Genomic DNA, 19,477 nt, shown 5'->3' on the forward strand with positions numbered 1-19,477 from the left:
CGCATCAAGCCACCACCGCGTTCCACAAAGGTTGACTCAATGTCCATGCGTAACGATGCCAACGACGATTTCGACGATGTACCAAGCCTGCGCGCCGACGTTCACGACCACGATGAATTTCCGACCATTCCGGTCGTTCGTGATCGCACCGCCGCACCTGCGCGCAGCGCTGCGGCGGTTAAAGTCAAAGGCCCGAGCACTGGCCCGTTGTGGGCACTGGTCGGCGCCTTGTTCTTTGCCTTCGCGGGCCTGGCCTGGTGGAGTTTTCAGCAGATTTCGCTGATGGAGCAGCAACTGGTGGCGACCCAGGAAAGTTTCGCGCGGATCAGTGAGGAAGCGGCGGGGCGCTTGCAGGACATTTCCGGCAAGGTCGTGGCCAGTCAGACCAACGTCAACAGCGACAGCGAAGCGCTGAAACTGCAGATCAAGCAGTTGGAAAGCAAACTCCAGGATCAGAGTCAGCAACAACAAGGTGTGGTCGGTCAGACCAGCGAACTGGACAAGCGCCTGGCGCAAATGACCGCGCAAACCACCGAGCAACAGGCGGCCAACACGCAGTTGCAGGCTCAGGTCAAAGCCTTGAGCGGTGAATTGGTCGCCCTGAAGAGCGCGCCTGCCGACACCAGCAAAGTCGACGCCGAGCTCAAAAGCCTCAACGCCGACATCGCTGCGCTGAAGAAACAGGGCAACCCGAGCACTGCGATCGATCGTCTGGAACAGGAAATCGTCATCCTCAAAGCCCAGCAGGACAACCGCCCGGCCGCCCCACAAGGCGCGACCAATACCGCCGAGTTCGACGCGTTCCGCGGCCAGACCACCCGCAACCTCAATACCCTTCAGTCGCAGATCCAGAATCTGCAACAGCAGATCAACGCCCGGGCGCAGTAGTCCGGCACACCATACCTCTGGCGAGGAGCCTTTGTTATGGGAGGCTTGCCTGTGGCGAGGTGATTTTTTGGCGAGGGAGCTTGCTCCCGCTGGAGTGCGAAGCGCTCCCCTGCATTGTGTCAGGCACACCGCATTCTCAGGTTTTACGACTGCTTCGCCGCCGAGCGGGAGCAAGCTCCCTCGCCACAAAAGCCTGTCTTACCACTGTGACGCAGTGATTTTCTGAATATTCATACATATCCCCAGCCCGTCTACGCTCTTGAAACATCAACAAGAACGGGGGATGCGTTATGGGGTTTGTGCACAAGTTAGCCTTGCTGGGCGGGATGCTTTTGCTGAGCCTGGGCCAGGTTCAGGCGGCCACGGCGCCAAAGGATGAGGGCCAGGCTGCCAGGGCCTTGCTCGAAAAAGCCCTGGCGTACTACCACGACAATGGCGACAAGGCCTTCGCTGCATTCAGCCGTCAGGGCGAGTTTGTCGACAAGGACCGTTACGTGTTTGTGGTCGATACCAAGGGCGTCATGCTCGCCAGCGGTGGGCCGTCTTCGGCATTGATCGGCCGGGATGTGTCGCAGACGCTGCCACCGGATTTGCAGAAAGCCTTCAAAGACGCCTTGAACGTGCCGGAGGGCAACGGCATTCAACAGGCCGAATACCACTGGCAGAACTGGGCCGACGGCAAGGTCGAACGCAAGCACGTGTTCTATCAGCGCATTGGTCAGCGGATCCTGGCGGTCGGCTACTACCTGCCTCGCGCATCGGCGCAGCAAGCCCAGGCCTTGCTCGATAAAGCGGCAACTGACCTGACCAAGGACGAGAAGGGCACGCTGACGGCGATCAACTCGCTCAAGGGCGGGTACTTGCAGGACGATCTATACGTCTTTGTGGTTGACCTGAATAACCAGCGCTACGTGGCTCATGGCACCAATCTGCGGCTGATCAACACCGACTTCGGCAAGGTCAACGACCCGGAAGGCAAACCGGTGGGCGAGCCGATTCTGGCAATTATGGGCAAGCAGGATCGGGGAGAGTACGAGTATCGCTGGAAGAACCCGGTGACCGGCAAGGTCGAGGACAAGCATGCGTACCTGAAGAAGGTCGGGCATTTTCTGGTGGCTGTCGGGTATTACAGCCCTTGAATCGTCGTGACTTATAGACCGCTTTCGCGAGCAAGCCCGCTCCCACATTGGATTTCCAGCGATCACAGATTTTGTGTACGACAGAAATCAATTGTGGGAGCGGGCTTGCTCGCGAAGGCCGCGCCTCGGTCTATCTATCGGACCTTATCTTCCCGCCCCCGCAACACCCTGTTCGGCATCGCAATCGCCGCCGCCAGCCCCAGCAATGACACCGCCGCGCTGACCATCAGCAAATGCCGGAAGGTCAGCAGCAACTCCGCCCGCAAGGCGTTCTGCGCATCCCCCGGTGCAGCGTTCAAACCATCGAGCAAGACATTCCCCGAACTGCCCTCGCCAATTGCTGATCCAGCGATGTGAGCGAAACTGGAGTCCTGCAACAACGCCAGCAACAGCGCCGACATCAACGCCACACCCACCGCGCCACCCAACGAACGAAACAGGTTCGTGGTACTGGTGGCCACGCCAATGTCCCGTTGCTCGACCGAGTTCTGTGTGCCGACCAACGAGGTCGGAAATTGCATGCCGCTGGCAATCCCGCTGAACAACATGAACAGGCTGCTCATCAGTAAGTCTTGAGGCGCACTGAACGCCATGCCGAGAATCGAGATCGGCATCAGCAGCGCACCGCTCAGGATCATCGGTTTGTAGCGCCCGGTTACCGAGGTGCGGCGTCCGGCGAAATAGGCGCCAATCGGTAAGCCAATCGCCAGTGGCAAAAGGTGCAGCGCGGCGCTGTCGGCCCCGGCACCGGTGACGCTCTGGAACCGCAGCGGCATCAGCACGATCAAGGAAATGGCCTGGAAACTGGTGAAGAAAATCGTGCACCAGCAAAAGATCGCATTGCGGTTGGCGAACAAATGCATCGGCAGCAACGGCTCCCGCGCCCGCCGCTCATGCCAGACGAACACCGCCAGCACCACCACCGCGCAACTGAGCAGGCCCAGCACTTCGGCGCTGCGCCACGAATGGCCCTGACCGACTTGAGTGATGCCGAGCAGCAGCGCGGTCAAGCCGACGATCATCAGCAATGTGCCGAGGTAATCAATGATCGGTTTGCGCTGCGGCACTGGCAGCCCGACCAGTGTGCGATTGGCCACCAGCCACGCGCCGAGCCCGAGCGGCAGGTTGATCAGGAACACCCAGCGCCACGACAAGTACTCGGTCATGTACCCGCCGAGCACCGGCCCGGCGACACTGGCCACTGCGTACATGCTGCTGAAGTAACCCTGATAACGACCGCGCTCCCGGGGCGGGACGATGTCGCCGATGATCGCCTGGCTAACCGAAATCATCCCGCCGGCGCCGATACCTTGAAGGATCCGCGCCAGCACCAGTTGCTCCATGCTTTGGGCCATGCCGCAAAAGAACGACGCAATGGTGAACAGCCCCATCCCGAACAACATCAACTTGCGTCGACCGTACAGATCGCCGAGCTTGCCGTAGATCGGCACCGCCACGGTCATTGCCACCATGTAACCGGCAATCACCCAGGCCAGCAGGCTGACATCTTTGAACTGCGCGGAAATGGCCGGCATCGACACGGCCACGATGGTCTGGTCCAGCGCGCCGAGAAAGATCGCCAGCATCAGGGCGATCAGCACACTGCGAATGGCCGGTTTGGGCGTTTCAGGCTGGTTCAGATTGGTCACGATAAAACCTGCGGGCAGTGATTTTCCCGCAAGAGGCAAGGCGAGCGGGTTAGTGCTCGCCAGTGTAAGTCGATAGCAGGCTATTCGATAGCCTCGTATGGAAGCCCGACGTAATTTTCTGCAATGGTTTTTCGCCCGGCTTCGGAGTTGACGAAGTAGTCCAGTTCCGAGGCGCTGATGCGTTGGCTGAATGCATCGTGCTCGTCAAAGCGGTGCAGCATCGAGGTCATCCACCAGGAAAATCGCTCGGCTTTCCAGACCCGGCGCAGGCAGATTTCGGAGTACTTCTCCAGCAAGTCCACGCGCCCGTCGCGGTAAACCTTCAGCAGAATATTGAACAATGTGCTGACGTCGCTGGCCGCCAGGTTCAGGCCCTTGGCGCCGGTGGGTGGGACGATGTGCGCCGCGTCGCCGACCAGGAACATCCGCCCGTACTGCATCGGTTCCACCACGAAGCTGCGCAGCGGCGCGATGCTTTTCTCGATGGATGGCCCGGTGACCAGTTTTGCCGCCAACGCCTGTGGCAGTCGGGATTTGAGTTCATCCCAGAAACGCTGATCGGACCAATCCTCGACCTGTTCCTCGGTCGGCACCTGAAGGTAATAGCGAGTGCGGGTCGCCGAACGCATGCTACACAGAGCGAACCCGCGTTCGTGGCGGGCGTAGACCAACTCTTCGTGGACCGGCGGGGTGTCAGCCAAAATCCCCAGCCAGCCGAACGGGTAGACCCGCTCAAAGACCTTCAGGCTCTCGGCGGGAATCGATTGCCGGGCCACGCCGTGGAAGCCGTCGCACCCGGCGATGTAGTCGCAATCGAGGCGATACGTTTCGCCATCCTTTTCGAACGTGACAAAGGTTTCATCGGTTTTCATGCCGTGAGGGACGACGTTGCTCGCCGCATAAATCGTCTGTGCCCCGGCGTCCCGACGAGCGGCCATCAGGTCGCGGGTGACTTCGGTCTGGCCGTAGATCATCACGGTTTTGCCGCCGGTCAGGGCGTGCAGGTCAATGTGCACCTGGCGGCCGTCGAGGGCCAGATCAAAGCCGCCATGAACCAGCCCTTCGGCGTCCATGCGCTGACCGACACCGGCCTGACGCAACAGCTCTACCATGCCTTGTTCAAGGACGCCGGCGCGGATTCGGCCGAGCACATAATCCGGCGTTTGGCGTTCGAGAATCAGAGTGTCGATGCCTGCGTTGTGCAGCAACTGACCAAGCAATAAACCGGACGGACCGGCGCCGATGATGGCGATTTGGGTTTTCAGCGTTTTCATTGTTTTTATGACTCGCAAGCTTCACGCGACCACGGCCGGTGAATAATTTTTATGGATCGAGTGCTTGCATTTTTCCCTTGCGAGTCTGTCAATTGAAGGTGAAAACTGAGCCGATACCTGTACATTCTGCCAATCGGTGCGATTATCGCCCCGTCTACCCCCGAGGCCTGGATTGAAGTGATGAACAAGCCTGACCTGCCTTCGATTCCGGTGTTCAAGCTCTACGGTGAAAGCCTGGACTGGCCGACCCCCGACTTGCTGCACTGTGAAACCATTTCCAAACGCAGCCGCGAACATCAATGGGAAATCAAACCCCACCGCCATGCTGATTTGTGCCAGTTACTCTTCGTTTTCAAAGGTCAGGCAGAGCTTGAAATCGAAGGTAAACGCACTGATTTGACCGAGCCGGCAATGCTGATCCTGCCGCCGTTATCGGTGCACGGTTATCGCTTTTCTGAAGACGTCGAAGGTTTTGTCGTGACGTTGGCCGCGCCGTTGGTTGCCCATCTGCAGGTGCAACTGGGCAATTCGGTGAACGCCCTGGCGCAAGCCGAAAGTTACCCGGCTGGCAAGGACAGCGAGTACCTCAACAGTCTGTTTGCGGCGCTGCAAAGCGAATACACCGGTCATCAACCGGCTCGGGAAATGCTCATGCATTCGCTGGTCAGCGTGATCATGGTCTGGGTCAGCCGCCAGGTGATCCAGCGCCGCAGTGCCAGTCAACGTCCGCAGCGCGCCCGGGAATACCTCAACGGGTTTATTCAACTGGTGGAAGAGACCTATCGCCAGCACGTCAAGGTCGAGGACCTGGCCCATCGGTTGGGGATTTCCGTGTCCCACCTCAACGGCACCTGCCGTGAACTGGCGGGGCAACCGGCGTTACAGATCATGCACGAACGGCAGTTGCTGGAAGCCAAGCGCTTGCTGACTTACACCAGCATGACCATTTACGAAATGTCCGACGTGTTGGGGTTTTCCGATCCAACCAACTTCACGCGCCTGTTTCGGCGACGAGTGGGGATCTCGCCCAAGGCCTTCCGCGACCGCTTGAAGGCCGATCAGGACAACGAGGCCTGACACGCTTCGCTAGCGAAGGGCGTTGAGGGTCGCGTTGTGGGGAATGCAGCGCTCGAAGTTGCAGCTCGCGAATTCACGAGGCAGGTTGCGCAACTGCTCGACCCGCCAGGCAGCGGTGCCATACAGCGCCAGCGTCGCCGCGCAGGTGATGAAAATGGCGAGGTACCTTCTTGTTCTGATGTTCATGGCGTTGACCTCTGAACGAATACCCTTCGGTATTACCTTCAGCATAGGTCAGCGCCACTGAGTTGCCACCCGCGCGACCCTCCCATGTAACCCGGTATTCAGGACACTAATGCACCTCTGTGGGAGCGGGCTTGCTCGCGAAAGCGTCGGCACATCCAACATAGAGGTGACTGATACGAGAAGATCTTAAAACCCCACATCCCACGCCGGTTCTTCGGGGAATCTGAGCACCAGGAAGTCCAGCATACTGCGCATCGTCGCCGGCATGTGTTTGCGTGAGGCGTAGACCGCGTACATGTTCATTTGTCGTGGCTCGGCGTGGGGCAGCAGGCGGATCAACTCGCCGCTGTGAATGTGCACGCCGGCCTGGTAGCTGGGCAGCATCGCCACGCCGGCACCGGCCATGGTCGCGCGCAGCAGGGTGCTGGCCTCGTTGGCGCTGATGTTGCCCTGCACCGGCACCGACACCTGCTCGCCATCCTGTTCGAAATGCCAAAGGCTTTTGCCGAAGTAGGAGTGGGTCAGGCAGTTGTGCTGGCTCAAGTCCTCGACCCGCTGCGGCGTCGGGTGTTCTTGCAGGTAAGCCGGGGAGGCGCAGATCACCGAGCGGCACACCGTCAGTCGGCGGGCGATCAGGTTCGGGTCCAGGTCGTTGCTGGTGCGGATCGCCAGGTCAATGCGCTCATCGACCAGGTTCACCGTGCGGTCGATCATCTGCATATCGATGCTGACGCCGGGGTAGCGCTTGACGTAAGCGGCCATGGCGTCCGCCAGTTGCGCCTGGCCGAACGAGGTGCTGACGCTGATCCGCAGCAGGCCACGGGGCGCTTCGTCCGGTTCGCTGATGGCGGCTTGCATGTCGGTGGACAAGTCGAGCATCTGCCGACAGCGCGGCAGGATCTCGCTGCCAGCAGCGGTCAGGCTCAGCTTGCGCGTGGTGCGGTGCATCAGCCGGGCGCCGACCCAATCTTCCAGTTCCGCCAAATAACGCGAAACCACCGGCCGTGACAGGTCCAGGTGATCGGCCGCCGCTGACTGGCTGCCGAGGTCCACCACCGAGACGAACACCCGCATTGCTTGTAGACGATCCATGATTTGCTCACTTTCAGAAACAAACTATGTTCAAGCATCGCATTTTTTGTACTGAGTCATGCAACTAAGCTCTGTCCCATCGCCAAGCACGGCATTCGGACAACGGAGCAACAGATGATCGGTTTCACCGCAATCAAGCGCATTCTCCTGGCAACCGCCACCCTCGGCTTCGCCGCTCACGCTGCCGCCGCATCGACCCTGACCCTGGACGTCTACAACCCGGGCGACAAGGCGATTTTTCCGGTGACATCGGTACTGGTCAGCGGCGAGAAAGACGCGATCCTGGTGGACGCGCAATTCGGCAAATCCCAGGCAGAGCAAGTGGTACAGAAAATCCGCGCCAGCGGCAAGCAACTGACCACCATCTACATCAGCCACGGTGACCCGGATTACTACTTCGGCCTCGACACCCTGACCGCCGCTTTCCCGAACGCCAAAGTACTGGCCTCGCAGCCGACCGTGGATCACATCAAGAAAACCGTCGAGGGCAAACTGGCGTTCTGGGGCCCGAAAATGGGCGCTGACGTGCCGGCCAAAACCATCGTGCCGGGCGTGCTCAAGGGCGACAGCCTGATGCTCGAAGGGCAGAAATTGCAGGTAGTGGGCCTGGACGGCAAGCAGCCGGATCGCAGCTTCGTGTGGATTCCGTCGATCAAGGCTGTGGTCGGTGGCGTGGTCGTCGCTGAAAACATCCACGTGTGGATGGCCGACACTCAGACGGCGCAATCCCACGCCGACTGGCTGACGATGCTGCATTCGATCGAAACCTTGAAACCGAAGACCATCGTGCCGGGTCACTACCTGGGTGAGAGCGCTCGTTCCCTGGCCGCTGTGCAATTCACCGCTGGCTACATCAAGGCTTTCGACGAAGAAACCGCCAAGGCGAAAAACTCTGCTGAACTGATCGCAGCCATGAAAAAACGCTACCCGACCCTGGGCGAAGAAAGCTCGCTGGAGTTGAGTGCGAAAGTCGCCAAGGGCGAGATGAAGTGGTAATCCGCCGTACCTGAAGCTGAAGCGGCTTTGAGATGCAGATGATGACTGTGGCGAGGGAGCTTTTGTGGTGAGAGGACTTGCCCCCGTTGGAGTGCGAAGGGCTCCCCTGCATTCCTTCAGCTACACCGCATTCTCAGGTTTAGCGACTACTTCGCAGCCGAACGGGGCGGTGCGGCGATCCGACAAGCCCCCTCGCCACAAGGGTTTCATCGTTCACACAAGCTTCACTCGTCATAAATCGCAGCCATAACCCAACTGGAGAACGTCATGAGCAAAATCGCAATCATCGGTGCCACCGGTCGTGCCGGTAGCCAACTGTTGGAAGAAGCCCTGCGTCGCGGTCACAGCGTCACTGCCATCGCCCGCGATACCTCGAAGATCGGCCAGCGTGCCGGTGTGGTCAGCAAGAACGTCGACGCCCTGGATGCCGAAGCACTGCAAGCCGCCGTCGCCGGTCATGACGTGGTGATCAGCGCCGCGCACTTCTCGACGTTGCCTTCCAGTGCCGTGATCGGGCCGGTGAAAAAGGCCGGGGTCAAACGTCTGTTGGTGGTGGGCGGTGCCGGTTCGTTGTTGCTGCCTAATGGCGGCCGTGTCATCGACAGCGAAGGCTTCCCTGAAGCGTACAAGGCTGAGGCCAGTGCCGGTGCGGTGTTCCTGGAAAACCTGCGTCAGGAGAAGGAACTGGACTGGACCTTCCTGTCGCCATCGGCGGAGTTTGTGGAAGGTGAGCGCACCGGCAAGTTCCGGATCGGCAAGGATGATTTGCTGGTGAGTGCTGAAGGCCGGAGCTGGATCACATTCGCCGATTATGCGATTGCGCTGCTGGATGAAGTTGAAGCACCGAAACATTCGCGTCAGCGGTTTGCAGTCGGTTACTGATAGCGCGGCTGAAACCATTCGCGAGCAAGCTCGCTCCCACATTTGATCGCATTTCAATGTGGGAGCGAGCCTGCTCGCGAAGCTTTTTAGGGTGTCAGCGAGCTTGAGCCTGCTCCACCAACCACCCCAACAATTCCTGTAACTTCGGCGAAGGTGCGGGCTTCTGCGGCAACACGAGGTAATACGCCAACCCGGTTTTCACCTTCAATTCAAAGGGCATGACTAGCCGCCCGGCACTCAGGTCATCGCCAATCAACGACCAGTCGCCAATCGCCACACCCGTCCCTTGGGACGCCATCGACATCGCCAGGTCCAGTGTTTCGAAATGCTGGCCCTTGCTGACATTGCTCAAGTGAATATCCGCCGTGGCCAGCCAGGCTTTCCAGTCGCGTTCGTCGCGAGTGGGGTGCAGCAGCATGTGTTGTTCCAGATCCTGCGGCGTGTGCAATGGCACCGGCCCTTCGAGTAATGGCCGCGAGCAAACCGGGGTCAGTTGCTCATCGAACAGCCGAAGTGACGCCAGTGAAGTGTCTGGTGGCGCGCCATAGATCACCGCCGCATCGAACTGCTCACGATGAAAATCCACCCCGTGCCGCACCGTGGTGGTCAGCTCCACCGGCACGTCCGGGCGCTCCTTTTGCCATTGCATCAGGCGCGGCAACAACCAGCGCATCACGCAGGTCGGGGCCTTGAGTTGCAGGGTTTCGCGCTTCGCTCCGATCTGCTCCACCGCCTCGCCGATCAAGCCGAAAATCTGTTGAACCCGCGGCAGCCACTCCCGTCCTTCGGCGGTCAAGTCCAGGCCTCGGGCTTGTCGAATGAACAACTCATAACCCAGATGATCTTCCAGCCCGGCGATCTGTCGACTCACCGCGCCCTGAGTGATGTGCAACTGCTCGGCCGCCCGGGTGAAGTTGCAACATTGGGCCGTGATCAGAAAAGTGTGCAGGGCGGGCAGGGGAGGCAGTCGTTTCATGAGGACCCAAGGTATGACGTGAGGACATGGCTAGTATGACTTTTTATCCATTGTTGCGGCTACCTGTCGCCCGTTCCAATGAGGCCATCCCAGGGCTTGCCTACGCATCATAAACACTGCGCAGGCTCGGCGTCTCAAACGAACAAAAAGGGCAAAGACATGGCGACGTGCGGCGAAGTATTGGTCAAGTTACTCGAAGACTACGGGGTCGAGCAGGTGTTCGGCATTCCCGGGGTGCATACCGTTGAGCTGTATCGCGGGCTGGCCCGTTCGAGCATCAACCATGTCACTCCGCGTCACGAACAGGGCGCCGGCTTCATGGCCGACGGCTACGCCCGCACCAGCGGCAAACCGGGTGTCTGCTTCATCATCACCGGCCCAGGCATGACCAACATCACCACCGCGATGGGGCAGGCGTATGCCGATTCGATCCCGATGCTGGTGATTTCCAGCGTGCAAACCCGCAACCAATTGGGCGGCGGTCGCGGCAAGCTCCATGAGCTGCCGAACCAGAGTGCACTGGTCGGCGGCGTGGCGGCGTTCTCCCACACCCTGATGTCGGCGTCGGAGTTGCCGGGCGTGTTGGCCCGTGCGTTCGCGTTGTTCCAGGCCGGTCGTCCGCGTCCAGTGCACATCGAAATTCCGTTGGACGTGTTGGTAGAAGAAGCTGACGACCTGCTCACTAGCGTCCCGGTCAACATCGACCGCGCCGGTGCCTCGCCGACCGCCGTTTCGCGCATGACCGAACTGCTGGCGGTTGCCAAACGCCCATTGATCCTGGCCGGTGGCGGCGCCATCGAGGCCGCCGCCGAGCTGACTGAACTGGCTGAACTGCTGGACGCGCCAGTCGCGCTGACCATCAACGCCAAGGGCATGCTCGAATCCAACCATCCACTGCTGATCGGTTCGACCCAAAGCCTGGTCGCCACCCGCGCCCTGGTGGCCGAGGCCGACGTAGTGCTGGCCATTGGCACCGAGCTGGCCGAAACCGACTACGACGTGACCTTCGCTGGCGGCTTCGAAATCCCCGGCAAACTGCTGCGCGTGGACATCGACCCGGACCAGACCGTACGCAACTATCCGCCGCACGTCGCGCTGGTGTCCGACTCGCGTAATGCCGCTCAAGCCTTGCTGAGCGCGTTGTCGCACCAGTCGCTGGCCGAGCGTCGCAACGATTGGGGCCAGGTGCGTGCCGCGCGCTTGCGTGAAGAACTGGCTGCCACCTGGGATGCGCCAACCTTGGCCCAGACCCGATTTCTCGAAACCGTGCTGCACGAGCTGCCGGACGCTGTGTTTGTCGGCGATTCGACCCAACCGGTGTACACCGGCAACCTGACCTTTAACCCGGAGCGCCCGCGCCGCTGGTTCAACTCGTCCACCGGTTACGGCACCTTGGGTTACGCCTTGCCGGCGGCAATCGGCGCCTGGCTCGGCGGCAGCGTTGAGGGCTCTTCGCGTCCTCCGGTGGTGTGCCTGATCGGCGACGGCGGTCTACAATTTACCCTGCCGGAACTGGCCAGCGCCGTTGAAGCGTGCACGCCGGTAATCGTCCTGCTGTGGAATAACCAGGGCTACGAAGAAATCAAAAAGTACATGGTCAACCGCGCCATCGAACCGGTGGGCGTGGACATCTACACCCCGGACTTTATCGGTGTGGCCAAGGCTTTGGGCTGCGCCGCCGAAGCGGTCAACGGTGTCGAGCAATTGCGCAGCGCACTGCGTGCTGCCACCGATCGTCAGGGCCCGACCCTGATTGAAATCGATCAGACTTCGTGGATGAAGGCGGTGTCGAAATGAGTTTTCGCATGACTTTCCCAACGGCTCTCGATGGTTTGTACATCGACGGCCAATGGTCTGCCGGCCAAGAACACCTGCGTGTATTCAACCCGGCCACCGAAGCCCTGTTGACCACCGTTAATGGCGGCGATGCACATGCCGTCGATCAAGCCGTTAATGCTGCGACCCTTGCCTTCAACGACTGGTCAAAAACCACCGGCACCGAGCGCGGTGCGATCCTGCGCAAAATCGCCGATGGCGTGAAGGCCGGTCGCGAACAGTTGATGCATTTGCAGTCGAGCAACAACGGCAAACCGCTGTTCGAAGCGGCCATCGACGTCGACGACGTGATCGCCACGTTCGAGTACTACGCCGGTCTGGCCGAGGGCCTGGACGCCAAACAGGACAGCGCCGTCGAGCTGCCGAGCGACGACTTCAACGCACGCCTGCGCCGTGAACCCTGCGGTGTGGTCGGGCTGATCGTGCCGTGGAATTTCCCGATGGTCACCACTGCCTGGAAACTCGCCCCGGCCCTGGCTGCCGGGTGCTGCGTGGTGCTCAAACCATCGGAAGTCACGCCGTTGCCAGAGCTGGAACTGGCCGCGATCATCGCCGAGACCGGCCTGCCCAAGGGCGTGTTCAACCTGGTCTGCGGCACTGGCCTGGCGGTCGGCGCGCCGCTCTCGGCTGAGCCGCGCATCGCCAAGATTTCCTTCACCGGCAGCAACGCGGTCGGTGTTCAGGTCATGCAACGTGCTGCTGAAACCGTGAAGGGCGTGAGTCTGGAATTGGGCGGCAAGTCCTCACTGCTGGTGCTCAAAGACGCCGACATTGAACTGGCCGTGGAGTTGGCCTGCGGCGGTGGTTTCTTCAACGCCGGGCAAATGTGTTCGGCCACCAGCCGCGTGTTGGTCGCCGATGAACTGGCGGATGAATTCCTGATCCGTTTGCAGGCCCGCGCCGAAGCGATTCGCGTGGCCGACCCGTTCGACCCGAACGTGGAGATGGGCGCACTGGTCAATCAGGCGCAATACCAGCGCGTGCTCGGCCACATTGATCGTGGCTTGAGCGCTGGCGCCAGGCTGATTTGCGGCGGCAATCGTCCGGCCGATCTGCCGCGCGGATATTTTTTGCAGCCGACGATTTTCACCGAAGTGCCCCTCGACAGTGCGCTGTGGTGTGAAGAGATTTTCGGGCCAGTGATCTGCGTACGCAGTTTTGCCTCCGAAACCGATGCGATTGCCCTGGCCAACGACAGCCAGTTCGGCCTGGTGGCCAGCGTGGTCAGCCGTGATAACGCTGCCGCTGATCGGGTCGCCAACGCTCTGCAAGCGGGCCTTGTGTGGATCAACGCGCCGCAAGTGATCTTCCCGCAGACCGCTTGGGGTGGCTACAAACAGAGCAGCATCGGCCGCGAGTTGGGGCCGTGGGGCTTGCAGGCTTTCCAGGAAATAAAACACGTGATTCGGGCCGTCTAAGCGCTCGAAAAAGGTGAGCGCATGCCTCGTTCTGAGGCATGCGCCAGGGTCATGGCTACAATGAGTTTTTATCGATAGTCAGGTGTTTTGCACGACCTCAGGATGAAGCCGTCGACTCAGCTCAAGCCCTTTCAAACCGGGGGCTTAACGCAGATCTGAGCGCGCGGATGCAACGGTTGCGACCAACCTCATACTTAAAAAAACAAAGGGAGTCCTTCATGGGCCAGCATGATCTGAACAGGCGTCAATTCATCAAAACCGTGGGCGTAGCATCGGTTGCAGCGGCGGCCATGAGCATGCCCTTCATCCGGGCGAATGCCAGCGACACGCGCTTCCAGGGCAAGACCCTGCGCCTGCTGACCTGGTCCGATGACACCGGTCTGGCGGCACTGCGCAACATTGCGGCGACTTTCGAAGAGAAGTACGGCTGCAAGGTCATTGCTGACCGCACCGGCAGTACCTCGGAAATGGTCGCCAAACTCAAGGCCGGCGGTGATCGTCCGCAGTACGACGTCATCACCCTGGCAGGCGTCGGCGCCGAAGGTCTGGCCGCCGCCGGGCTGCTGGAAAAACCCGACCTCAACCGCATCCCGAACCTGGTGGACGTGCCGGAGAAATACCGCACGGGCGCCAACGGTCACGGCATCGGTTACCTGCTGTGGTGCAACAGTCTGGTCTACAGCACCCGCACCCAGAAAGAAGCGCCGGACAGTTACGCCGCGCTGTGGGACGCAGACCTGGCCCCGAACATCTTCCTGCCGCCGCCGAACTGGACCGAGGCCATGGACCTGATCATCATCGCCGCCAAACTGGCCGGTGGTGACGAACACAACGTCGAGCCCGGCTTCAAGAAGCTCGCTGAACTGAAAGAGCGCGTGGTGACCCTGGGCGAAAACCCGAACCAGATTGCCGAGCTGTTCCGCACTGGCTCCCTGGACATGGGCGGCTTGTACGCACCCGCGTTCTTCCCGAAACAGATCCGCGATCCGGCCTACGGTCTGAGTGCAACCTTCGGCATGAAGGAAGGTTTCTACACCGACCTGATGCAATCGGTGATGCCGAAGAATCGCCCCGGCGATACCGACATGGCCTACGCTTTTATCAACCACTCTCTGGACCCACTGGTGCAGGGCAAGATGGCTGAAGACATCTACAACGGCCCGGTCAACGCCAAGGCGATCATCTCCGCCGAAGCGCGCAAGAGCCCGTACATCCTTACGCCAGAGCAGATTGCCGACAAGGCGATCATGCACGACAACGCCTTCCTGGCCACCGTGCATGACCAATGGATTCGTCGCTACACGGAAATCTTTTCTTCCTGATCGTAGGAGCTGCCGAAGGCTGCGATCTTTTGATCCTGTTCTTCGGCGGCTCTGAAAAGATCAAAAGATCGCAGCCTTCGGCAGCTCCTACAGGACCGGGTGCGCGGATATTTCTGATCTTCCATTGACGAGACCTTTGCTATGGAACACCAACCTCTTACTCATCCGGTCGCCGCCGTGCCAGTGCGTTCGCGCCGTGGTGTGTCGCCGACCGCCCGCGCCTGGTTTTTCCTGTCGCCATCGATGCTGTTTCTCGGCGTGCTGATTGCTGCGAGCCTGCTGGTACTGCGCATGAGCGTCGGCACCAAAGGCGCGGAATGGACCGGGTTCAGCCTGGCCAGTTACGCCCAGTTGCTGGAACCGTATTACCTCAAGTCCCTGATGCTGACCCTGCGCCTGGCGCTGTTCAGCGCGGTGATCGCGGTGCTGCTGGCGATCCCGGTGGCTTACACCATGTCGCGCCTGACCTCGCCGTTTATTCGACGGATCTTCCTCGCTGCCGTGCTGCTGCCGTTGCTGGTCAACCTGCTGCTGCAAAGCTACGGCTGGCTGGTGATTCTCGGCCCGGGCGGGATGCTCAATCAGGCGCTGATGGGCCTGGGCCTGATCAAGCGACCGATCATGCTGCTGTACAACCAGAACGGCGTGCTGATGGGCCTGGTGCAAACCGCGTTCCCGCTGGCCGTGCTGCCGATTGCCAGCGCCATGCGTGGCGTCGCCCGAACTTACGAAGAAGCTGCCGCGACCCTGGGCGCCAGCCGCTTCCAGGTGTTCCGTCAGGTGGTGTTGCCGATGAGTTTTCCGGGGATCATCACCGGTGCGACGTTGGTGTTCGCCTACAACGCCAGCAGCTTCGTGGTGCCGCTGCTGCTCGGTGGCCGCCGGGTGCCGATGCTGGCGGTGATGGTGCATGACCAGATCGCTCCGCTGATGAACTGGCCCGCCGCGTCCGCTGCCGGTGTGGTGTTGATCATTACTACCCTGGCGATCATGACGTTGTCTGAATACATCACTGGCCGTCGTCGGCGCATGCTGGAGGCTTCGCAATGAGCACGTTGACCAAGAAGCGTTATTCGCTGCTGCCCGGGGAAACCGGCAAGTTCGCGGGCGTGTTGTCCGGTTTTATCCTGTTGTTGGCGGTACTGCCGATCCTGACGATGATCGTCATGTCGTTCAGCGGCGCCTCGAACCTCGACTTTCCGCCCAGCAGCTACAGCCTGCAATGGTATCGCGCGGCCTGGCACACCTTCGCTTCGCCGGACGCCAGCGATGTGCTGAGCCTGGGCAAAGCCATGACTACCAGCCTGATGGTGGCGTGCCTGACCATGGTCTTCGCCACGATCATCGCAGTGCCGGCGGCTTACGCACTGACCCGTTGCGAGTTCCGTGGCAAAGCCGTGGCCCTGCAATTGATGTCGCTGCCATTGGTGTTCCCGATGGTGGTGTTGGGCCTGGCATTGTTGTTGGTGTTCGACAGCTTGCCGTTCCAGATGACCACCTCGCGGCTGGTGATCGCCCACGTGATCCTCGCGTTGCCGTTCGTGGTGAAAAACTGCACGGCGGCGATGCTGTCGATTGGCAGCGAAGTCGAAGAGGCCGCGCAAATGCTCGGCGCCTCGCCGACCCGGGCGATTGTCGATGTGGTGGTGCCGCTGATGAAGTCGGGGATTCTGGCGGGGATGCTGCTGGCGTTCATCGTCTCGTTCAACGAATTCACCGTGACCTATTTCCTCTACACCATCGATGTCATGACCGTGCCGATCTGGATGTACAGCCGCACCGTGTCATCGCTCGACCCAACCGTTTTCTCGTTTGCCGTGCTGATCGTGCTGATCGACTTCGTCCTGATTTGGGCGCTCGAAAAGTTGGTTGGTGAAGGTGGCGTTTCGTTCTGATTCTTGAGGTGCAACATGACTGGTCTGATTCTGGAAAACGTCGAGAAACATTACGGCTCGGCCTGCGCGGTAAAGGATGTAAACCTGCATTTGCCTGAGGGCAAACTGGTGTGTTTTCTTGGCCCGTCGGGCTGCGGAAAAACCACTTTGCTGCGGATGATCGCCGGGCTCGAAACCCTGACCGGCGGCGAGATTCGCCTGGACGGTGAGGACATCGGCCACACCCCGGCGCACCTGCGTAACTTCGGCATGGTGTTCCAGTCGCTGGCGCTGTTTCCGCACATGACGGTGGGGGAGAACATCGCTTATCCGCTGAAACTGCGCGGCGTGAGCAAGGCCGATCAGCAGGCGCGGGTGGTGGAGTTGCTGGAACTGATTCAACTGCAGGAAATGATTGATCGCCCGGTGGCGAAACTTTCCGGCGGTCAACGCCAGCGCGTGGCGATTGCCCGGGCGATTGCCTCGCGGCCGAAAATCCTGCTGCTGGATGAGCCGCTGTCGGCGCTGGACGCCAAGTTGCGTGAATCGATGCAGGTGGAAATCCGTCAGCTGCAACAACGGCTGAACATCACCACGATCATGGTGACGCACGATCAGCGTGAAGCGATGACCATGGCCGATATCGTCGTGGTGCTGGGTGAGCACAAGGTGCAGCAAGTGGGCACGCCGATTGAGATCTATCGTCATCCGGCCAATGAATTTGTCGCGGACTTTATCGGCTCGGGCAACATCTTCCCGGCCACCGCGCTGGGTAATGGCAAGGTTGGCTTGCCCGGTGGTGATGCGCTGGAAGTGCCGATCTGCAGCAGTATTGTGGTCGGGGAGAAGATCAAGATGCTGATTCGCCCTGAGGATCTGCAACTGTCGCAACCGCAAGCCACGGCGGGGAATCGCCTGTTGGGCAAGGTGACGTTTGTGCGCGACATTGGCGCGACGATTGAAACGACGGTGGAGTGTTCAGGGGTGTCGTTTACCGCGCTGAGCACGCCGTGTCAGGGGTTTGGGTTGAGTATCGGCAATCCGGTTTCGGTGACGTTGCCGGCGGAGGCTTGCCGAGTACTCAGCGCCTGACCTTTAGCCTTATGCTGCCTTGACTGGCCTCTTCGCGAGCAAGCCCGCTGCCACATTAGACCGAGTAGTTCTGAAGAATGCGGTCAAATGTGGGAGCGGGCTTGCTCGCGAAGGGGGCGGCACAACCAACACAAATCTCAGCTAAACACTCAATCGTAACCGCGCCAAATCCCGTAGCGGCGGAGCCCCGAACAACCGGCTGTACTCCCGGCTAAACTGCGACGGGCTTTCATACCCCACCCGATACCCCGCCGCCGACGCTTCCAGCCCTTCGGCCAGCATCAAGCGCCGGGCTTCCTGCAATCGCAACTGCTTTTGATACTGCAACGGACTCATGGCCGTCATCGCCTTGAAGCGGTGATGCAGCGTCGACACGCTCAGGTTCACTTCCTTCGCCAGATCATCGATACGCAACGGCTGTTCATAGTGGCCGTTGAGCCATTTGATCGCCTGGCTGATGCGATGGCTCTGGCTGTTGGCGATGGCTATTTCATACAGTCGATGACCCTGCTGGCTGCGCAACAGGCGATACAGAATCTCCCGGCGAATCAGCGGCGCGAGCATGGCGATGTCTTTTGGCGTGTCGAGCAAACGGGTCAGGCGCAGTACGGCGTCGAGCATCGCCGCGTCCAGTCGTTCAACGTACAGCCCGCGCCCGGTGGGCCGGGTCGGCACGCCCATGGGGCCGGCGTCGGCGATCAGCGCGGTGATTTCCGCCGGGTCGATGTCCAGCCGCACGGCGAGGATCGGCTCTTCAGAGGTGACGGTCACCACGCGGCCGGTTACCGGCATCGAGACCGACACCACCAGGTAATTGAGCGGGTCGTAATTGAAGACTTCGTCGGCCAGCCGAACTTCCTTGCGCCCCTGGGCCATGATGCACAGTGCCGGTTGCGCCAGCACCGGGGCGAACTGATGGGTTTGACTGTGACGCGACATGAACAGCGAGCTGACGGCAGTGGCGTAATTGCCATCCTCGCTGGTATTGCGGCGGATGATCGCGGCCAGTTCCTCGCGCTGTTTCTCCATGTCGGCGTCCAGCGGGGCTTGAAAGTGATCGAACGACGACATGCAGGGCCTCCTCGGTGAGGCGTTGTTGATGGGAAGAGCATAAGTTTGTGCAAGCCACAGTGGTAGACACATCCTGCCTGATGCTTGCCTGATTCTGCATTGGGTTGTTTCGCGGCATTGTTTTAGCCGTGTCGCGGCGCTGAAACTTGCTTGAAACCGTTGTGTCATCGCACAGACATGTCTGGACCGGCGTTTCAGGCCGATTCACTGATCCTCGCAGGATTGTGCAACAAGCCGGCAGGAATCGACTAACGGCAACCCTGTTGCGCCGCCTAATCTTGGATCCTGTCGCAGCCCGTCCCTGGCTGCTACACAACTCCCTGGGAGGGTTGAACATGTCTACGCAGATCCCCGTCAGTCATATGGCCTTCGTTCGTGCCCGCGCCGGGCGTTCGGCAGAACTCGGTATTCGCCTGAGCGCGTTGATCGAACCATCGCGTGCAGCCAACGGTTGCCTGAGCTTTGCCCTGCAACACTCGCAATGCGATCCGGACCTGTGGCTGGTGTCCGGTTTCTGGACCCATCAACAGGCCATGACTGCTTACTTCAACACGCCGGCCATGGAGATTTTCGCCGAGCTGGTACAAGACCTGGTGGTCAACAGCCTGGATTTCCATACCTTCAAGGATGTCTCGGCTGCCCAGGCGTTGGGTCAGTCCACGGCGCAGGTACACAAACTGGCCGGTTGAGGGTTTAATGGCTCCA

General features: G+C 60.3%; 18 protein-coding genes. 12 read left to right on the plus strand and 6 right to left on the minus strand.

The genetic code is table 11. The annotated features are described in order from the left end of the window. The first annotated feature begins 39 nt into the window (after positions 1 to 39). On the plus strand, positions 40 to 888 hold the full coding sequence (locus tag AC1MEW_RS10030; RefSeq protein WP_322269500.1) for an ATPase: 849 nt from the start codon (positions 40 to 42) through the stop codon (positions 886 to 888). Positions 889 to 1,178: 290 nt separating this feature from the next. Beyond that, entirely contained in the window at positions 1,179 to 2,027 is an 849-nt protein-coding gene (locus AC1MEW_RS10035; RefSeq protein WP_201206270.1) for a cache domain-containing protein, read from the plus strand. 134 nt (positions 2,028 to 2,161) lie between these two features. On the opposite strand, the gene AC1MEW_RS10040 is transcribed toward AC1MEW_RS10035, so the two are convergent. Then, on the minus strand, positions 2,162 to 3,676 hold the full coding sequence (locus AC1MEW_RS10040) for an MDR family MFS transporter (protein WP_201206268.1): 1,515 nt from the start codon (positions 3,674 to 3,676) through the stop codon (positions 2,162 to 2,164). An 80-nt stretch (positions 3,677 to 3,756) separates the two neighbouring features. Beyond that, positions 3,757 to 4,941 carry a 4-hydroxybenzoate 3-monooxygenase gene (gene pobA, locus AC1MEW_RS10045; RefSeq protein ID WP_416195315.1) on the minus strand — a complete coding sequence of 395 codons (1,185 nt, stop codon included), beginning with the start codon at positions 4,939 to 4,941 and terminating at the stop codon, positions 3,757 to 3,759. A gap of 189 nt (positions 4,942 to 5,130) precedes the next feature. Between pobA and AC1MEW_RS10050 the strand changes: the two genes are divergently transcribed. Further along, a complete protein-coding gene (locus AC1MEW_RS10050; RefSeq protein ID WP_201206263.1) occupies positions 5,131 to 6,027 on the plus strand; it encodes a helix-turn-helix domain-containing protein in 897 nt (298 codons plus the stop codon). 9 nt (positions 6,028 to 6,036) lie between these two features. Here AC1MEW_RS10050 and AC1MEW_RS10055 read toward each other — a convergent pair whose 3' ends face one another. Then, entirely contained in the window at positions 6,037 to 6,213 is a 177-nt protein-coding gene (locus AC1MEW_RS10055) for a hypothetical protein (RefSeq protein ID WP_201206261.1), read from the minus strand. A 186-nt stretch (positions 6,214 to 6,399) separates the two neighbouring features. Beyond that, positions 6,400 to 7,305: a LysR family transcriptional regulator gene (locus tag AC1MEW_RS10060; RefSeq protein WP_207202658.1), complete on the minus strand. Its 906-nt coding sequence runs from the start codon at positions 7,303 to 7,305 to the stop codon at positions 6,400 to 6,402. A gap of 114 nt (positions 7,306 to 7,419) precedes the next feature. Here AC1MEW_RS10060 and AC1MEW_RS10065 point away from each other — a divergent pair, with 114 nt between their 5' ends. Together AC1MEW_RS10065 and AC1MEW_RS10070 are read left to right on the plus strand one after the other, a co-directional pair. Next, positions 7,420 to 8,301 (plus strand): MBL fold metallo-hydrolase, encoded by an 882-nt coding sequence (locus tag AC1MEW_RS10065; RefSeq protein WP_480426179.1) that lies wholly within the window; start codon positions 7,420 to 7,422, stop codon positions 8,299 to 8,301. Between the two features lie 267 nt (positions 8,302 to 8,568). Continuing rightward, a complete protein-coding gene (locus AC1MEW_RS10070) occupies positions 8,569 to 9,183 on the plus strand; it encodes an NAD(P)-dependent oxidoreductase (RefSeq protein ID WP_480426180.1) in 615 nt (204 codons plus the stop codon). Positions 9,184 to 9,277: 94 nt separating this feature from the next. Here the strand turns inward: AC1MEW_RS10070 and AC1MEW_RS10075 are convergent, their stop codons facing one another. Beyond that, a complete protein-coding gene (locus AC1MEW_RS10075) occupies positions 9,278 to 10,159 on the minus strand; it encodes a LysR substrate-binding domain-containing protein (protein ID WP_201256023.1) in 882 nt (293 codons plus the stop codon). Positions 10,160 to 10,318: 159 nt separating this feature from the next. Here AC1MEW_RS10075 and AC1MEW_RS10080 point away from each other — a divergent pair, with 159 nt between their 5' ends. The 6 genes from AC1MEW_RS10080 to AC1MEW_RS10105 all read left to right on the plus strand — a co-directional run bounded on the left by AC1MEW_RS10080 (position 10,319) and on the right by AC1MEW_RS10105 (position 17,701). Further along, on the plus strand, positions 10,319 to 11,956 hold the full coding sequence (locus AC1MEW_RS10080; RefSeq protein WP_322269496.1) for a 5-guanidino-2-oxopentanoate decarboxylase: 1,638 nt from the start codon (positions 10,319 to 10,321) through the stop codon (positions 11,954 to 11,956). An 8-nt stretch (positions 11,957 to 11,964) separates the two neighbouring features. Continuing rightward, positions 11,965 to 13,413 carry an aldehyde dehydrogenase family protein gene (locus AC1MEW_RS10085; RefSeq protein ID WP_480426181.1) on the plus strand — a complete coding sequence of 483 codons (1,449 nt, stop codon included), beginning with the start codon at positions 11,965 to 11,967 and terminating at the stop codon, positions 13,411 to 13,413. A 218-nt stretch (positions 13,414 to 13,631) separates the two neighbouring features. After that, entirely contained in the window at positions 13,632 to 14,735 is a 1,104-nt protein-coding gene (locus AC1MEW_RS10090; protein ID WP_201256021.1) for an ABC transporter substrate-binding protein, read from the plus strand. A 141-nt stretch (positions 14,736 to 14,876) separates the two neighbouring features. Beyond that, entirely contained in the window at positions 14,877 to 15,785 is a 909-nt protein-coding gene (locus AC1MEW_RS10095) for an ABC transporter permease (protein WP_201256020.1), read from the plus strand. Then, on the plus strand, positions 15,782 to 16,630 hold the full coding sequence (locus tag AC1MEW_RS10100) for an ABC transporter permease (protein ID WP_201256019.1): 849 nt from the start codon (positions 15,782 to 15,784) through the stop codon (positions 16,628 to 16,630). The genes AC1MEW_RS10095 and AC1MEW_RS10100 overlap by 4 nt, the downstream gene beginning before the upstream one ends. Positions 16,631 to 16,645: 15 nt before the next feature. Beyond that, a complete protein-coding gene (locus tag AC1MEW_RS10105) occupies positions 16,646 to 17,701 on the plus strand; it encodes an ABC transporter ATP-binding protein (protein WP_201256018.1) in 1,056 nt (351 codons plus the stop codon). Positions 17,702 to 17,842: 141 nt separating this feature from the next. Here the strand turns inward: AC1MEW_RS10105 and AC1MEW_RS10110 are convergent, their stop codons facing one another. Continuing rightward, positions 17,843 to 18,772 carry an AraC family transcriptional regulator gene (locus tag AC1MEW_RS10110; protein ID WP_201206248.1) on the minus strand — a complete coding sequence of 310 codons (930 nt, stop codon included), beginning with the start codon at positions 18,770 to 18,772 and terminating at the stop codon, positions 17,843 to 17,845. Between the two features lie 335 nt (positions 18,773 to 19,107). Between AC1MEW_RS10110 and AC1MEW_RS10115 the strand changes: the two genes are divergently transcribed. Continuing rightward, positions 19,108 to 19,461, plus strand: coding sequence for a putative quinol monooxygenase (locus AC1MEW_RS10115; protein ID WP_201206246.1), 354 nt, complete (start codon positions 19,108 to 19,110; stop codon positions 19,459 to 19,461). The last annotated feature ends 16 nt before the right edge of the window (positions 19,462 to 19,477 follow it).

The sequence above is a fragment of the Pseudomonas sp. ASL4 genome, assembly GCF_056680395.1.

Excerpts from the sequence above, each read along its gene's own strand:
- AC1MEW_RS10035 (WP_201206270.1), top strand. The coding sequence starts at position 1,179 with ATGGGGTTTGTGCACAAGTTAGCCTTGCTGGGCGGGATGCTTTTGCTG.
- AC1MEW_RS10090 (WP_201256021.1), top strand. The coding sequence starts at position 13,632 with ATGGGCCAGCATGATCTGAACAGGCGTCAATTCATCAAAACCGTGGGC.
- AC1MEW_RS10070 (WP_480426180.1), top strand. The coding sequence starts at position 8,569 with ATGAGCAAAATCGCAATCATCGGTGCCACCGGTCGTGCCGGTAGCCAA.
- AC1MEW_RS10075 (WP_201256023.1), bottom strand. The coding sequence starts at position 10,159 with ATGAAACGACTGCCTCCCCTGCCCGCCCTGCACACTTTTCTGATCACG.
- AC1MEW_RS10105 (WP_201256018.1), top strand. The coding sequence starts at position 16,646 with ATGACTGGTCTGATTCTGGAAAACGTCGAGAAACATTACGGCTCGGCC.
- AC1MEW_RS10050 (WP_201206263.1), top strand. The coding sequence starts at position 5,131 with ATGAACAAGCCTGACCTGCCTTCGATTCCGGTGTTCAAGCTCTACGGT.
- AC1MEW_RS10095 (WP_201256020.1), top strand. The coding sequence starts at position 14,877 with ATGGAACACCAACCTCTTACTCATCCGGTCGCCGCCGTGCCAGTGCGT.
- AC1MEW_RS10115 (WP_201206246.1), top strand. The coding sequence starts at position 19,108 with ATGTCTACGCAGATCCCCGTCAGTCATATGGCCTTCGTTCGTGCCCGC.
- AC1MEW_RS10100 (WP_201256019.1), top strand. The coding sequence starts at position 15,782 with ATGAGCACGTTGACCAAGAAGCGTTATTCGCTGCTGCCCGGGGAAACC.
- AC1MEW_RS10060 (WP_207202658.1), bottom strand. The coding sequence starts at position 7,305 with ATGGATCGTCTACAAGCAATGCGGGTGTTCGTCTCGGTGGTGGACCTC.
- AC1MEW_RS10080 (WP_322269496.1), top strand. The coding sequence starts at position 10,319 with ATGGCGACGTGCGGCGAAGTATTGGTCAAGTTACTCGAAGACTACGGG.
- AC1MEW_RS10065 (WP_480426179.1), top strand. The coding sequence starts at position 7,420 with ATGATCGGTTTCACCGCAATCAAGCGCATTCTCCTGGCAACCGCCACC.
- AC1MEW_RS10085 (WP_480426181.1), top strand. The coding sequence starts at position 11,965 with ATGACTTTCCCAACGGCTCTCGATGGTTTGTACATCGACGGCCAATGG.
- AC1MEW_RS10055 (WP_201206261.1), bottom strand. The coding sequence starts at position 6,213 with ATGAACATCAGAACAAGAAGGTACCTCGCCATTTTCATCACCTGCGCG.
- AC1MEW_RS10030 (WP_322269500.1), top strand. The coding sequence starts at position 40 with ATGTCCATGCGTAACGATGCCAACGACGATTTCGACGATGTACCAAGC.
- AC1MEW_RS10110 (WP_201206248.1), bottom strand. The coding sequence starts at position 18,772 with ATGTCGTCGTTCGATCACTTTCAAGCCCCGCTGGACGCCGACATGGAG.